Origin of the sequence: Pseudomonas sp. NFACC39-1, from assembly GCF_900110355.1 — a bacterium.
Lineage (GTDB): Bacteria > Pseudomonadota > Gammaproteobacteria > Pseudomonadales > Pseudomonadaceae > Aquipseudomonas > Aquipseudomonas tehranensis.
The window spans coordinates 248,983-263,122 of record NZ_FODL01000006.1; the positions used below are offsets into that span (position 1 = coordinate 248,983).

Genomic DNA, 14,140 nt, shown 5'->3' on the forward strand with positions numbered 1-14,140 from the left:
CAGGATTAGTGATCATGTCTGCCACTGCGCTCTGCCTCTCACTTGCCCAACAAATAAGCACCCACGATTGGTCTGCCCTGGAACAAAACCTCGACCAGGACGGGAGCGCAATCATCCGCAACCTGGTCACGGCCAGGCCATGCAAAATGCTCAGTGGCCTATACGCCGAACCCGACCTTTTCCGCTCGAAGGTGATCATGGCCCGCCACGGATTCGGGCGCGGGGAGTATCAGTATTTTCGCTATCCGCTGCCCGATGTCGTCGAGCAATTGCGACAGTCGTTGTACCCGGCGCTGGTGCCGCTGGCGAACCGCTGGAATGAATGCATGGGCCTTGAAGTGCGCTACCCCGACCAGCACGCCGACTTTATTCAGCGCTGTCACGCCGCCGGGCAGCGGCGTCCTACGCCGTTGTTGCTGCAATACGGCCCCCAGGATTACAACTGCCTGCATCAGGATCTGTACGGCGAGCACGTGTTCCCGTTGCAGGTGGCGATTCTGTTGTCGGAACCGGGGCGGGACTTCAGCGGTGGTGAGTTCGTGCTGACCGAGCAGCGCCCGCGCATGCAGTCACGTGCGCAGGTCATCGATCTGAAACAGGGCGATGCGCTGGTGTTCGCGGTGCATCAGCGGCCGGTCAAAGGCGTTCGCGGTTATTATCGAGTGAACATGCGCCATGGCGTCAGCCGCGTGCACAGCGGCAGCCGGCATACACTTGGAATCATTTTTCATGATGCGCAATGATGACACCCCTATCACGCTGGATCTGTTCGCCGACGAGACGCCGACGACACCCAGCCTGACCGAACAGATCGGTGAGCAATCGTTTGTGTTGCGCGGTTTTGCCCTGCCCTGGCTCGAGCGTTTGCTGCCGGCCCTGGAAGCGGTGTTGCTGGCCGCGCCGTTCCGGCAGATGGTCACGCCTGGCGGTTTTACCATGTCAGTGGCCTTGAGCAGTTGCGGCGCGCTGGGCTGGACCACCGATCGCAGTGGCTACCGTTACACGGCCCATGACCCACAGACCGGCCAACCCTGGCCCGACATGCCAGCGGTGTTTCGCGAGCTGGCCCAGGCCGCTGCCCGACAGGTGCAGTTCGAGCACTTCGAGCCGGATTCCTGCCTGATCAACCGCTACGTGCCCGGCGCACGGATGTCTTTGCATCAAGACAAGAACGAACGCCAACTCACCGCCCCTATCGTCTCGATGTCCCTGGGCTTGCCGGCAGTGTTTCAATTCGGCGGCTTCGAGCGCAGCGACAAAAGTCTGCGCGTCCCGTTGTTCCATGGCGACATCGTGGTCTGGGGCGGCGTGGACCGGTTGCGTTATCACGGCGTGCTGCCGCTCAAGCAAGGCCAGCATCCGACGCTGGGCGCCCAGCGGATCAACCTGACATTTCGCACCGCCGGATGAAGGCGCAGAATTCAACCGCAAGACCCGGAGTGTCGCCGCTCCCCAGGCTCGCTACTGTAGCCAAAACGGGCCAATGGACATAACGACCATGAACAGCACTTCGAACACCCTCACCGCTGAACAGGATCCTCGCTGGGCCGCCGTGCTCGCCCGGGATCCGCGCGCCGATGGGCAATTCGTCTATGGCGTGAAAACCACCGGCATCTATTGCCACCCCAGCAGCCTGTCGCGCCTGCCCAATCCGCGTAACGTGGAATTTTTCGACACGCCGGAACAGGCCCAGGCCGCGGGGTATCGTCCCAGCAAGCGCGTGGCCAGGGACCAGACCCAGATTGCCGCCCAACAAGCGGCCCGGGTCGCGGCCGCCTGCCGGCAGATCGAGGCTGCCGAAGAACTGCCTGGGCTCAATGAGCTGGCGCAAAGCGCAGGCTTGAGTCCCTTTCATTTTCACCGGGTGTTCAAGGCCGTCACCGGTCTGACACCCAAGGGTTATGCCGCCGCCCACCGCTCGCGCAAGGTGCGCGAACGCCTGAGCGATGGCGGATCGATCACCGCAGCGCTGTACGACGCCGGCTTCAATTCCAACAGTCGCTTCTATGAAGCCGCCGACAAAGTGCTGGGCATGAAACCCGCCGATTACCGCGCCGCCGGGCAGAACACCGATATCCGCTTCGCCGTCGGCCAATGCTCCCTGGGGGCGATTCTGGTGGCGCAAAGCGAACGCGGGGTGTGCGCGATCCTGCTGGGGGATGATCCGGACGCACTGGTGCGGGACCTGCAAGACAAATTCCGCCGCGCCAACCTGATCGGAGCCGACCGCGACTTCGAGCAGTTGATCGCCCAAGTGGTGGGCTTTATCGAGGCACCGGCCCTGGGCCTGGACCTGCCGCTGGACCTGCAAGGCACGGCGTTCCAGGAACGGGTCTGGCAAGCCCTGCGGGATATTCCGCCAGGCAGCACCGCCAGCTACGCCGAGATCGCCCAGCGCATCGGCATGCCTAAAGCCGTGCGCGCCGTAGCCCAGGCCTGCGGGGCTAACAGTCTGGCGGTGGCGATCCCCTGCCACCGGGTGGTGCGCAGCGACGGCAACCTGTCGGGCTATCGCTGGGGCGTGGAGCGCAAGCGTCAGTTGCTGGCGCTGGAGCGCTCGTCCGCGGACTGAACGCCGATGTAGATCGCCACCGAGTCGGGGCTGCTGTAGACCTCGAAATCGGTGGTGAAGCGGCGCAGCGTCTGCGGGTTATCCGCGAAATATGCCCAGATCAGGCCCCAGGTCTGGATCACGCAGTCGGGCATCGGCCCCTTGGCCGAAAACACCAGGTAATCCCCGCCCTCGATGTCCACGGCGGCGTAGCCTGCGCTGGTCGCATCCACCTGTACCCCGGCCGTCACATCAAAGTACCCGGTGGCGTCGGATTCGTAGCTGGAATAGACCCCGTAAACAAACGACTCCGACTGTCTAGCGGGAATCTTGTCGAACAGCCCTTCAGAGAAGAACTGCTGCCACATCGGGCCGATCCGTGCCGTGTCGGGTTGCTGTTCGTCAGCGTTGCGCGTGTGTACCTGCAGGCCGGCCACGGTGAAGGGTTCGACTGCCTTGAGTTTGACGTCCATGGGTCAGGCTCCTTGAGAAATGAAGCCCGCATGGTAACCCGCTCTTGGGATCAAGTTGCCGCATCCGATTGAAAAACTCGACTGGCCCTGGCTGGGCCACACCTGCTAAAAACCCTCTTTCCTTCTGCCGTCGGAGACCCGTACATGAGCCAGTGGCCAGACACTCGCATTCTTGACCTGCTTGGTATCGAGCTGCCCATTATCCAAGGACCGATGGCCGGAGTGACGGGGCCGGCCATGGTGATCGCCGCCTGCAATGCCGGCGGGCTGGGTTCGATGCCGGCGGCGATGCTGGATGTCGAGCAATTGCGTCAGGCGCTGACGACGATCAGCGAACAGACCGACAAGCCGTTCAACGTGAATTTTTTCTGTCACCAGTCACCCGTGTTCGACGAACAACGCATCGCGGCCTGGAAGCAACACCTCAAGCCCTACTACGAAGAGCTGGGTGCCGACTTCGACGGGCCGACGCCAGTGTCCAACCGCACGCCGTTCGATGATGCAGCGTGCCGGGTGCTGGAGCAGATGCGGCCTGAAGTGGTCAGCTTTCACTTCGGGCTGCCGGAAAAGTCCCTGCTGGACCGGGTGAAAGCCACCGGTGCCAAAGTCCTGTCGTCAGCTACCACCGTCGAGGAAGCCCTCTGGCTGGAACAGCACGGTTGCGACGCAATCATCGCCATGGGCTATGAAGCTGGCGGCCATCGTGGGATGTTTCTCAGTGACGACCTCAACACCCAGGTCGGCCTGTTTGCCTTGCTGCCACAGGTGGTGGATGCGGTGAACGTGCCAGTGATCGCTGCGGGCGGTATTGGCGATGCGCGGGGAATCGTCGCGGCGTTTGCCCTGGGCGCATCGGCGGTACAACTGGGCAGCGCCTATCTGTTCACGCCCGAGGCTAAAGTCAGCCCGTCCCATCACCGGGCGCTGCGCACGGCCAAGGAAAGTCAAACCGCAGTCACCAACCTGTTCACCGGTCGACCGGCCCGGGGCATCGTCAACCGGGTGATGCGCGAGATCGGGCCAATGAGTCCGATGGCGCCGGCATTCCCCCTGGCGGGCGGTGCGTTGATGCCGTTGCGCGCCAAGGATGAAGCAGACTTCAGCAATCTCTGGGCCGGGCAGGCATTTGCCATGGGCCGGGAATTGTCGACCGCCGAGCTGACCCGGCGCTTGGCCGAAGAGGCACTGGTCCAACTGAACGGCCGTGGGCGGTCCTGACGGTCGCCATCGCGAGCAGGCTCGCTCCCACATTGGATCGGTGGCGAACACAACATCTGGGCACACCACTGGACCTGTGGGAGCGGGCTTGCTCGCGAAAGCGGTGGGTCAGCCAATAGAAATGTTGAATGTACCGCCATCTTCGCGAGCAAGCCCGCTCCCACATGGGTTCTGGTGTGGCAGCAAGATGTGTGTTCGCCACCGATCCAATGTGGGAGCGAGCCTGCTCGCGATGACGGCAGCCCTCTCACACCAACTTCCCGAAATGCCGCGTTCCGTTTGCCAGTCATTCGCTATATATTTCCGTATATAGCGAATCCCACCTTACGGAGCCCTCATGCACTTCACCCGCTTCGCGCCGCTGTTGCTGGCCACGCTGTTTTCCATGAGCACCGTCCAGGCCGATGAGGTGCAGGTGGCCGTAGCCTCCAATTTCACCGCCCCCCTCCAGGCCATCGCCGCCGGCTTCGCGAAAGACACCGGGCACACGCTGGTGGCGGCCTATGGCGCGACCGGGCAGTTCTACACGCAGATCAAGAACGGCGCCCCGTTCGAAGTCTTCCTCGCCGCCGACGACACCACCCCGGCCAGGCTCGAAAGCGAAGGCGACACCGTCAAGGGTTCGCGCTTCACCTATGCGATCGGCACGCTGGCGCTGTGGTCGGCCAAGGCCGGCTATGTCGACAGCCAGGGCCAAGTGCTCAAGGGCAATGGCTTCCAGCACCTGTCCATTGCCAACCCGAAAACCGCGCCCTACGGTCTGGCCGCGACCCAGGTGCTGGATAAGCTGGGGCTGACCGGGCAGGTCAAAGGCAAGCTCGTCGAGGGCCAGAACATCACCCAGGCCTATCAGTTCGTTTCTACCGGCAACGCAGAACTCGGCTTCGTGGCCTTGTCCCAGGTGTACAAGGACGGCAAGCTGGCCAGCGGTTCGGCATGGATCGTCCCCGCCCAACTGCACGCCCCGATCAAACAGGACGCGGTGATTCTCAACAAGGGTCGAAACAACGCCGCCGCCTCGGCGTTCATCGATTACCTCAAAGGCCCGAAAGCCTCCGCCATCATCCAAGCCTACGGTTATCAACGCTAAATGCCACTGACCAGTGCCGATTACGCCGCCCTCTGGCTGACCCTGAAACTGGCGTCGCTGACCACGGTGATCCTGCTGCTGATCGGCACGCCTATCGCCCTGTGGCTGTCACGTACCCAGTCCTGGCTGCGCGGGCCGGTGGGCGCGGTGGTGGCCCTGCCGTTGGTGCTGCCGCCCACGGTGATCGGCTTTTACCTGTTGCTCGCCTTGGGCCCCAACGGCTGGATCGGCCAATTCACCCAGGCCGTCGGGCTGGGCACCCTCACCTTCAGTTTCACCGGACTGGTGATCGGCTCGGTGATCTATTCCATGCCGTTTGTGGTGCAGCCATTGCAGAACGCATTCTCCGCCATCGGCAGTCGCCCCCTGGAAGTGGCGGCCACTTTGCGGGCCGGTCCCTGGGATACGTTTTTCAGCGTCATCCTGCCCTTGGCCCGCCCCGGTTTTATCACTGCGGCAATCCTCGGCTTCGCCCACACCGTCGGCGAATTCGGTGTGGTGCTGATGATCGGCGGCAATATCCCCGAAAAAACCCGGGTGGTGTCGGTGCAGATTTACGACCATGTCGAAGCCCTGGAATACGCCCAGGCTCACTGGCTGGCGGCGGCAATGCTGGTGTTCTCATTTCTGGTGCTGCTGGCGCTGTATTCCAGCCGCAGAACCCGGGCCGGTTGGAGCTGATCGATGATTCAAGCGCGTTTTCAGCTCGACCATGGAGACTTCTCCCTGGACCTGGATGTGCAACTGCCGGGCCGTGGCGTGAGCGCGCTGTACGGCCAGTCCGGTTCCGGCAAGACCACCTGCCTGCGCTGCATCGCCGGGCTGGAACGGCCGCCCCGCGGTTTCATCGAGGTCAACGGCGAAGTCTGGCAGGACAGCGAGCGCGGCGTGTTCGTGCCGCCCCATCAACGGGCGCTGGGGTACGTGTTCCAGGAGGCGAGCCTGTTCACGCATCTGTCCGTGCAGGCCAACCTGGCGTTCGGCCTCAAGCGCATCGCGCCGGCGCAACGACGGGTGGACCTGGACCAGGCCACCGAGCTGCTGGGCATCGGTCACTTGCTGGATCGACAGCCACACAACCTGTCCGGCGGCGAACGCCAGCGGGTCGGCATCGCCCGCGCCCTGTTGACCAGCCCGCGACTGTTGCTGATGGACGAGCCGTTGGCCGCCTTGGATACTCGGCGCAAGAACGAAATCCTGCCCTACCTGCAACGCCTGCACGACGAGTTGGACATCCCGGTGCTGTACGTCAGCCACTCGCAGGACGAAGTGGCGCGCTTGGCCGACCACATCGTACTGCTGGACGCCGGTCGTGTACTGGCCAGCGGGCCGATCGGCGAAACACTGGCGCGACTCGACCTGCCGCTGGCGTTGGGGGATGACGCGGGCGTGGTGGTCCAAGGCAAGGTCAGCGGTTATGACGCGGCCTATCAATTGCTGTCCCTGACACTGCCCGACAGCCTCTTGAATGTGCGCGTCGCCCATACACCCCTGGCCATCGGCCAGCCGCTGCGCTTCAAGGTCCAGGCCCGTGATGTCAGCCTCAGCCTGACGAACGATGCCCAGACCAGCATCCTCAACCGCCTGCCCGTCACGGTGGTCAGCGAACTGGCCGCCGACAACGCCGCCCATGTGCTGATACGGCTGGAGGCTGCCGGTACACCGTTATTGGCACGCATCACCCGTTACTCCCGCGATCAGCTCGAGCTTCATCCGGGGCAGTTGCTGTGGGCGCAGATCAAGGCGGTGGCGGTGTTGGCGTAGGGCATCGCCCCACACAAATCCCTTGTGGGAGCGGGCTTGCTCGCGAAGGCGGTGGGCCAGGCACCGTCCCTGTTTGATGTGCCGACGCCTTCGCGAGCAAGCCCGCTCCCACAGGTTCGGTGATCTACCTCAGACCTCAGACCTCGACCTCAGAAACTTGGCACGACCGCAACGGCCTGCGGTCAATGATTTCACAGACCAACGGATTCGTGGCCAAGGACCTTTTTCATGCCCGACACCCCGCCGCCGGATGCGTTGCCGGCCGACCTGCATTATGTCGATGACACCGCCCCCGGCATTACCCGCAGGAAGGTGCGGGGCAAGTTCTGCTATTTCGACCCCCAGGGCCAGCGGATCAGCGATGCGGCTGAAATCCAGCGCCTCAACGCCCTGGCCGTGCCGCCGGCCTACACTGACGTATGGATCTGCACCGACCCGCGCGGTCATCTCCAGGCCACCGGTCGGGACGCCCGCGGGCGTAAGCAATACCGCTACCACCCACGCTGGCGCGAAGTGCGCGATGCCGACAAGTACTCCCGCATGCTGGAGTTCGGCCGCGCCTTGCCGCGCTTGCGCAAACGCCTGGAGCAAATCCTGGCCACACCCGGATTCAGCCGCGACAAGGTCATGGCCACGGTTATCACGTTGCTGGACGTCACCCTGATCCGGGTCGGCAACCCCCAGTATGCCCGGGACAACCGCTCCTACGGTCTGACCACCCTGCGCAGCAAGCACGTCGAGGTCAACGGCAGCGCCATTGCCTTCCAGTTCCGTGGCAAGAGCGGCGTCGAACACCAGATCACCGTGAAAGACCGGCGTCTGGCGCGGATCATCAAGCGCTGCCAGGAAATTCCCGGGCAGAACCTGTTCCAGTACCTGGACGATAACGGCGAACGCCACTCCATCAGCTCGTCCGACATCAACGCCTACCTCAAGCACATCACCGGCGCGGACTTCACCGCCAAGGACTACCGCACCTGGGCCGGCAGCGCCGCGGCGCTGGCGGGGCTGCGATTGCTGTGCTGGGAAACCGAGAGCGAGGCCAAAAAACACCTCGCCGAGATGGTCAGGCAGGTTGCCCGGCAACTGGGCAATACACCCTCCGTCTGTCGTAAATGCTACATCCATCCCGCCGTGGTGGAGGGTTTCCTGCTGGGTTCGCTGAGGGAGCTGCCCAACCCCCGGGTCCGCAAAGGCCTCAGCGAGGAGGAAGCCGCGCTGGCGATGTTTCTGCAACGCATGGCCCAGACTGCCCAAGCGTGCTGAGCCCGGCGAACGACACCTGCGCGAACGCCAACATCCGGCCACACACGAGGAACATCCGCGCACCTGCGAACTCCCAACTGTACGGCGCCACCGCTGCGCAGACAGTTCAACGGGAAGTCGACAGGAGGTTGAAATGTCCGAACACATTGTCCATTTTCATTGCCAGATCGATCAGGGAACGACCGAGCGCTTCCGGGACAACTGCCTGGATGCTATTGAAAAAGGCGCCGACTCACTGATGCTTAACCTCTCGACGATCGGTGGCAGTACCAACTTCGGCTTTACCCTCTACACCTTCATCAAATCCCTTCCGGTGCCGGTGCGTGCCGTGAATGCCGGCAATATCGAGTCCATGGGCATCATCATGTACCTGGCCGCCAGCGACCGCACCACCACGCCTCACTCACGCTTTCTGATTCACCCGATGAACTGGTATTTCGGCCAGAAGTCGGTGGATCACTCGCGTTTACGGGAATACCTGTCCAGCCTGGACAACGACGTGGCGCGGTACGTGGAAATCTACGTCAAGGAAACCGCCGGCGCCGCCACTCAGCTGGACATTTTCAAATGCCTTTGCGCCGAAGAACGGGTCATCCCGGCCGAAAACTCTTTGGCCTTCGGCATTGCGCATCGGGTCGAGCAAGTGGTTTTCCCCGCGGATGCCAAGCATTGGAAAATCAGTGGTGGCGAGGACTAGCGACCCCGTCTGGTCCGTTCGCGCCGTTCGTCACCTGACGAACCGTTTTCATTAAACTTTTGCCGGCCATTTCCTTTCCCAAATTATGCGAGGCTCGTTGCTCGCGTAACCAAAATGAGGATGCTCGAAATGGCCAGTAGTGGAAACAAAAACCAAGGCAACTTCGCAAATGATCGGGAAAAAGCATCGGAAGCCGGCAAGAAAGGCGGCCATGCATCGGGCGGCAACGTTGCAAATGATCGTCAGAAAGGCTCTGAAGCGGGCCGCAAAGGAACTGACCGCAACCAAGGCGCGGGCAGAAAATCGTAACCTTGAAAATCGCCGGGGCGCACGCCTTCTGCGCCCCGGCGCTTGACCTGTCATTGCCCTGGGGCGTCGATCAGCGCCCGCTATAAGCCTTTTTCACCGTGTCGATCCAGATCGGGTCCAGCCGAGCTTGCTCGCTGTCGAGATTGAGCGCCTGCATCCTTGCCAGATGCTCATCAGCCTCGCGGGCGAGTGAGCCCTGGGCGCTGGAGTTGGCGTCCAGCTGATGCATCTGCGTCAATCCCAGATGATAAAACCGTAGAAGCTTCATGGCAGCCACGTCCTGGGCCTGCACCCCGGCCTGCACCTGGTGCATCACATTGGTGATGCTCATCAAGCTGCGCTTGAGCTGCCAGCCGTACACCGCTGCGGCCATCCACGGCTGCGACCAGAAATACAGGCGCATCAAGGCGACCATCACCAACACCGCGGCAATCACCCCGCCGAGATTGAAGCGGAAATTATCCCCCCCGGGCGTGCCGAACAGCATCACCGAAAGGCTGGACAACAGCATCGCCAGTGCCAGGAACGTCACGGCGACGATGAGGGTACTGCGTCGGGTCTGGCGTCGGTAGACTTCGGCGTCCCACGGCTTGAGCTCGAACATCGCGGTGCAATTTCCTTGTGCGGCGTAAAAAAAGTCCCGCATTATCGCCTGCCCGGTGGATTTAGCTATGCTGGGGCTCATTTTGTGTTGCAACCGACCCGAAGGATCCGGATCAAAGTCCATGGCGATACCGCAAGGATCGTGCGATCTTTCTGCGTGGACGTTTTTTTCAAGATGCCGTCGTTGTGAGTACGGCATCGTTTTCAAGGAAAGCTGAATGAATCAAAGACATGTAATCAACGCCTCGGTCAGCCCGAAGGGCAGCCTGGAGACTTTGTCCCAGCGCGAAGTCCAGCAACTGAGTGAAGCCGGTTCCGGCAGTATCTATACCCTCTTCCGCCAGTGCGCCCTGGCCATTCTCAACACCGGCGCCCATGTCGATAACGCCAAGACCATCCTGGAAGCCTACAAGGACTTCGAGATCCGTATTCACCAGCAAGACCGGGGCGTACGCCTGGAACTGCTGAACGCCCCGGCCGACGCCTTCGTCGATGGCGAAATGATCGCCAGCACCCGCGAGATGCTGTTCAGCGCCCTGCGCGACATCGTCTACACCGAGAACGAACTGGACAGCCAGCGCATCGACCTCAGTTCCTCCCAAGGCATCAGCGACTACGTCTTCCACCTGCTGCGCAACGCCCGCACATTGCGCCCTGGGGTGGAGCCAAAAATCGTTGTGTGCTGGGGCGGCCACTCGATCAACACCGAAGAATACAAATACACCAAGAAAGTCGGCCACGAACTGGGCCTGCGCAGCCTGGACATCTGCACTGGCTGCGGCCCGGGCGTGATGAAAGGCCCGATGAAAGGCGCCACCATCGCCCACGCCAAACAGCGCATCCACGGCGGCCGTTACCTGGGCCTGACGGAGCCAGGCATCATCGCCGCCGAAGCGCCGAACCCGATCGTCAATGAGCTGGTGATCCTGCCGGACATCGAGAAGCGCCTGGAAGCTTTCGTGCGTGTGGGTCACGGCATCATCATCTTCCCGGGCGGCGCCGGTACGGCGGAAGAGTTCCTCTACCTGCTGGGCATTCTCATGCACCCGGCCAACCAGGACCTGCCCTTCCCGGTCGTTCTTACCGGGCCCAAGAGCGCCGCGCCGTACCTTGATCAACTGCATGCCTTTGTCGGTGCGACCCTGGGCGAGGCTGCACAGAAGCATTACCAGATCATCATCGACGATCCGGCCGAAGTGGCGCGGCAGATGACCCAAGGGCTCAAAGCGGTCAAACAGTTCCGCCGCGAACGCAACGACGCCTTCCACTTCAACTGGTTGCTGAAAATCGACGAAGGCTTCCAGCGTCCGTTCAACCCGACCCACGCCAACATGGCCAGCCTGGGCCTGAGGCGCGACCTGCCCGCCCACGAACTGGCCGCCAACTTGCGCCGAGCGTTCTCGGGGATCGTGGCCGGTAACGTCAAGGACAAGGGCATTCGCCTGATCGAAGAACACGGCCCCTACGAGATCCACGGCGACGCCGCCATCATGGAACCCCTCGACCGGCTGCTCCAGGCCTTCGTCGCCCAGCACCGCATGAAACTGCCGGGCGGCGCCGCGTATGAACCGTGCTACCGCGTGGTGACCTGACCGATTCTGAAGGTTGTCACCCCCCCCGTGGGGGCGGGCTTGCTCGCGAAGGCGGCGTGTCAGGCTACATCAATGCCGGATGCGCCGACGCCTTCGCGAGCAAGCCCGCTCCCACAGGGGTTCTGCTGCGGTCACAGCAGCGGGTTCAGCCGCATCCGTCCGGCCTCATCCACCTCAACGCCAAGCTCACGGTAATCCTTGATCAGCGGATGGGGGGTGGCCACCGGATGCGTATGCGTCGCCGTCACCACCCGCACATCCGCCCCAGCCGCTTCGCCGGCCTTGATGCCCGCTTCGGCATCCTCGAACACCAGGCAATCCTGTGGTGCGACTTGCAGACGCTCTGCAGCCAGTCGATAACAGGCCGGGTTGGGTTTGCCGTCGCTGACATCCTCGGCGGTGACCATCACCGCCGGACGAGGAATGCCGGCCGCTTCCATACGGCGCAAGGCTAGCGCCATGGGCGCCGAGGTGACGATGGCCCATTGCAGGGGCGGCAGGCTGTTCAGAAATGCCGCAGCACCGGGCACGGGCACCACACCTTCCACGTCTTCGATTTCCTCGCGGGTAATCTGCTCGGCCTCGGCCAGGGCATCTACCCCTGGCAGGTGCTGGCGGGCAATGGTGTCGATGGCGCGCACGCCGTGGATGGTCGGCAGAAAGCTCGCCACCTCCACGCCGTGACGAAGGGCCCAGCGCGTCCAGATCCGCTCGGCAGCGGCGATGGAATTGAGCAGCGTGCCGTCCATGTCGAAGAGAAAGGCGCGGTAGGAACGGTGGTCTGACATCGGGATCCTCGGTGATGAAGGGGGATGAGGGTCACTGTAACATCGCCAGGCACAGAACCCTTGTGGGAGCGGGCTTGCTCGCGAAGGCGGTGTTTCATTCAACATCAATATTGACTGATCCACCGCCTTCGCGAGCAAGCCCGCTCCCACAAAATCACCTGCTGCGCTCTACACCAACCGCTCAATCCGCTGATGCTGCCAGACCATCTTGTAGTACAGCGTCTGCAACACCAGCATGCTCAAGTAAGCCACCGGAAACGCCATCCATACCCCTTGCAGGCCGAACTGCGCGTCCAGCAGGTAGGCCACTGGCAGCTGAACGCCGACGATGCAGAAGATCGAAATCGCCACCGGCATCAGCACCGTGCCGCTGGCGCGCATGATGCCGCCGATCACGGCCTGGAAGCCGAAGACCAGCAGGCTCCAGAGCATGATGTGCAGCAGGTGCTCAGCCTGGATTCGCGCCGCCGGGTCGGTGATGAACAGCCCCAGCAGCCAGTGAGACAACAGATACCCCGAGACCACCAGCCCACCGGTGAGCCAGACGTTGATCAACAGCCCCGTACGCAGGATCGGCCCCAAGCGCTCCAGACGCCCGGCGCCGATGGCCTGGGCGCCGAGGATCGAGGCGGTGATGGCAATCGACAACGCCGGGAACTGTACGTAATTGACGATCTGCGTCACCGCGCCGTAGGCGGCCGTGGCCTGGGATCCGTGGCCATTGACCAGCGCCAGGATCACCAGCTCCGACAGCGAGATCACCACCATCTGCAACCCCGTGGGCAGGCCGATGCGCAACACCTTGCCGAGGATATCCATGTCCAGGCGCATCGCCGCGAGTAACGCCCGGTCCGGCGCCAGCGCATGCTCGCGACGGTTCAGGCGCCACGCCAGCATGACCATGGCCGCTGCCGTACCCACTAGCCCCGCCAGCGCCGCGCTCTGGATGCCCATTTGCGGCAGCCCCAGCCAACCGCGAATCAGCGCCGGTGTCAGCAACAGCCCGACACCGGTGGACACCAGCAAGGCCAGCATGGGCGACAGCGTATCGCTCACCCCGCGCAGCAACTGGGTAAACACCACGAACACCAGCAATATCGGCAGGATCCACATCATCACCCGGGCATAGGACACCGCGTCCTCCAGCACATCGGCCGGAGTCCCTAGCCCCTGCAGCGCCTGGCGCGCGAACACACTGCCGAGCACCGCCGCCACTAGCCCGATGATCGCCGCCAGCAGCAACGTGGTGCCGGCAATCGCCTTCACCGTGCCGGTTTCCCTGGCGCCGTAGGCCTGCCCGATCAATACCCCCGCTCCCGCGCCCAGGCCAATCACCAGCGCGATAAAGAAAAACAGGATGGGAAACATGCCCGACACTGCCGCCAATGCCTGGGTGCCGAGCATCTGGCCGATGTAGATGCTATTGAGCGTGCCGGACATGGATTGCAGGAAATTGGACAGGACCATGGGGGCCAGGAACAGCAGGTAGATTTTCCAGAGAGGCTGGGTGGGCATGAGGGCTCGTGATGGCAGGTTCAAAATCCGGTGGGAAGTAATTTAGCTCAATCCAAACCTGTGGCGAGAATATCTGTGGGAGCAAGGCTTGCCCGCGATGAAAGTCATGCGCTCGATCTGGAACCGAGTCGCCTGCTTCGCGGGCAAGCCTTGCTCCCACAGAGTCACTCTACATAGAGGGGGTTGTGCGCGACTCATCTGTTCGTCAGTGCGCCTCGACATTTCAGGGACTGCGTCTAACCTGAAGTAGCACAGTGCCACTCGCTGGGCAGGT

General features: G+C 62.6%; 15 protein-coding genes. 11 read left to right on the forward strand and 4 right to left on the reverse strand.

Features of this window, described 5'->3' with window-relative positions; all coding sequences use genetic code 11:
- Window positions 1-14: 14 nt before the first annotated feature.
- The 3 genes from BMY45_RS15305 (at window position 15) to ada (ending at window position 2,572) form a co-directional block, all read left to right on the forward strand.
- Complete coding sequence (locus tag BMY45_RS15305; RefSeq protein ID WP_092398993.1) at window positions 15-743, forward strand: 2OG-Fe(II) oxygenase; 729 nt, start codon at window positions 15-17, stop codon at window positions 741-743.
- Complete coding sequence (gene alkB / locus BMY45_RS15310; protein WP_371913942.1) at window positions 730-1,410, forward strand: DNA oxidative demethylase AlkB; 681 nt, start codon at window positions 730-732, stop codon at window positions 1,408-1,410. Before BMY45_RS15305 ends, alkB begins: the two co-directional genes overlap by 14 nt.
- 88 nt (window positions 1,411-1,498) lie before the next feature.
- Entirely contained in the window at window positions 1,499-2,572 is a 1,074-nt protein-coding gene (ada, locus tag BMY45_RS15315; RefSeq protein WP_092398995.1) for a bifunctional DNA-binding transcriptional regulator/O6-methylguanine-DNA methyltransferase Ada, read from the forward strand.
- Here the strand turns inward: ada and BMY45_RS15320 are convergent.
- The gene (locus BMY45_RS15320; RefSeq protein ID WP_092398997.1) at window positions 2,536-3,024 is read right to left on the reverse strand and encodes a GyrI-like domain-containing protein; all 489 of its coding nucleotides are present in this window, start codon (window positions 3,022-3,024) and stop codon (window positions 2,536-2,538) included. The genes ada and BMY45_RS15320 overlap by 37 nt on opposite strands.
- Window positions 3,025-3,168: 144 nt before the next feature.
- Here BMY45_RS15320 and BMY45_RS15325 point away from each other — a divergent pair, with 144 nt between their 5' ends.
- From BMY45_RS15325 to BMY45_RS15355, 7 genes are all read left to right on the forward strand, one after another.
- Complete coding sequence (locus BMY45_RS15325) at window positions 3,169-4,242, forward strand: NAD(P)H-dependent flavin oxidoreductase (protein ID WP_092398999.1); 1,074 nt, start codon at window positions 3,169-3,171, stop codon at window positions 4,240-4,242.
- Window positions 4,243-4,579: 337 nt separating this feature from the next.
- Window positions 4,580-5,332: a molybdate ABC transporter substrate-binding protein gene (modA, locus tag BMY45_RS15330; RefSeq protein ID WP_092399001.1), complete on the forward strand. Its 753-nt coding sequence runs from the start codon at window positions 4,580-4,582 to the stop codon at window positions 5,330-5,332.
- The gene (modB, locus tag BMY45_RS15335; protein ID WP_092399003.1) at window positions 5,333-6,013 is read left to right on the forward strand and encodes a molybdate ABC transporter permease subunit; all 681 of its coding nucleotides are present in this window, start codon (window positions 5,333-5,335) and stop codon (window positions 6,011-6,013) included.
- Window positions 6,014-6,016: 3 nt separating this feature from the next.
- Window positions 6,017-7,096: a molybdenum ABC transporter ATP-binding protein gene (modC, locus tag BMY45_RS15340; protein ID WP_092399005.1), complete on the forward strand. Its 1,080-nt coding sequence runs from the start codon at window positions 6,017-6,019 to the stop codon at window positions 7,094-7,096.
- A 228-nt stretch (window positions 7,097-7,324) separates the two neighbouring features.
- The gene (locus tag BMY45_RS15345) at window positions 7,325-8,362 is read left to right on the forward strand and encodes a DNA topoisomerase IB (protein WP_092399007.1); all 1,038 of its coding nucleotides are present in this window, start codon (window positions 7,325-7,327) and stop codon (window positions 8,360-8,362) included.
- 133 nt (window positions 8,363-8,495) lie between these two features.
- Entirely contained in the window at window positions 8,496-9,059 is a 564-nt protein-coding gene (locus BMY45_RS15350; RefSeq protein ID WP_092399009.1) for an ATP-dependent Clp protease proteolytic subunit, read from the forward strand.
- Window positions 9,060-9,188: 129 nt separating this feature from the next.
- Window positions 9,189-9,368, forward strand: coding sequence for a con-10 family general stress protein (locus BMY45_RS15355; RefSeq protein WP_092399011.1), 180 nt, complete (start codon window positions 9,189-9,191; stop codon window positions 9,366-9,368).
- A 70-nt stretch (window positions 9,369-9,438) separates the two neighbouring features.
- Here BMY45_RS15355 and BMY45_RS15360 read toward each other — a convergent pair whose 3' ends face one another.
- Entirely contained in the window at window positions 9,439-9,972 is a 534-nt protein-coding gene (locus tag BMY45_RS15360; protein WP_092399013.1) for a DUF3087 family protein, read from the reverse strand.
- A gap of 217 nt (window positions 9,973-10,189) precedes the next feature.
- Here BMY45_RS15360 and ppnN point away from each other — a divergent pair, with 217 nt between their 5' ends.
- Complete coding sequence (gene ppnN, locus BMY45_RS15365) at window positions 10,190-11,563, forward strand: nucleotide 5'-monophosphate nucleosidase PpnN (protein ID WP_092399015.1); 1,374 nt, start codon at window positions 10,190-10,192, stop codon at window positions 11,561-11,563.
- A 131-nt stretch (window positions 11,564-11,694) separates the two neighbouring features.
- Here ppnN and BMY45_RS15370 read toward each other — a convergent pair whose 3' ends face one another.
- Entirely contained in the window at window positions 11,695-12,351 is a 657-nt protein-coding gene (locus tag BMY45_RS15370; RefSeq protein WP_092399017.1) for an HAD family hydrolase, read from the reverse strand.
- A gap of 168 nt (window positions 12,352-12,519) precedes the next feature.
- Complete coding sequence (locus BMY45_RS15375; protein ID WP_092399019.1) at window positions 12,520-13,866, reverse strand: MATE family efflux transporter; 1,347 nt, start codon at window positions 13,864-13,866, stop codon at window positions 12,520-12,522.
- Window positions 13,867-14,140 lie beyond the last annotated feature (274 nt).